Below are 374 nucleotides of genomic sequence, written 5' to 3' on the forward strand. Positions count from 1 at the left end.
CCCGAAGGAGCTACCCCCATGAACACGATCTTGCGTAAGAGCATGCTGTCCGTTGCTGGTCTCGCGTTCGCCGGTGGTGTCTTCGCCGGTCCGATCGCCGCCCACGCCAACCCGGCCGTGGACGCCAAGCCCACCGCCGTCGCGGTGGCCGTGCAGGCCCCGAAGCCGCAGGGCGACCAGTCCCACATCACCCTCAACGACGAGCAGACCGCCAACGCCAAGGCGATCATCGCCGCCACGAAGAAGGCCGGCCTGCCGGAGCGGGCCGCGGTCATCTCGATCGCGACCAGCCTGCAGGAGTCGAAGCTGGAGAACCTCGGCCACCTCGGCGACATGAACGACCACGACTCGCTGGGCCTGTTCCAGCAACGCCC

At 68.4% G+C, this 374-nt stretch carries 1 pseudogene; it reads left to right on the forward strand.

Annotated features, from left to right (window positions below):
- Positions 1-18: 18 nt before the first annotated feature.
- Positions 19-374 (forward strand): annotated as a pseudogene (locus ACLQ3B_RS33655) (hypothetical protein); the annotation flags it as partial.

The sequence above is a fragment of the Micromonospora sp. DT53 genome, assembly GCF_049841535.1.
Lineage (GTDB): Bacteria > Actinomycetota > Actinomycetes > Mycobacteriales > Micromonosporaceae > Micromonospora.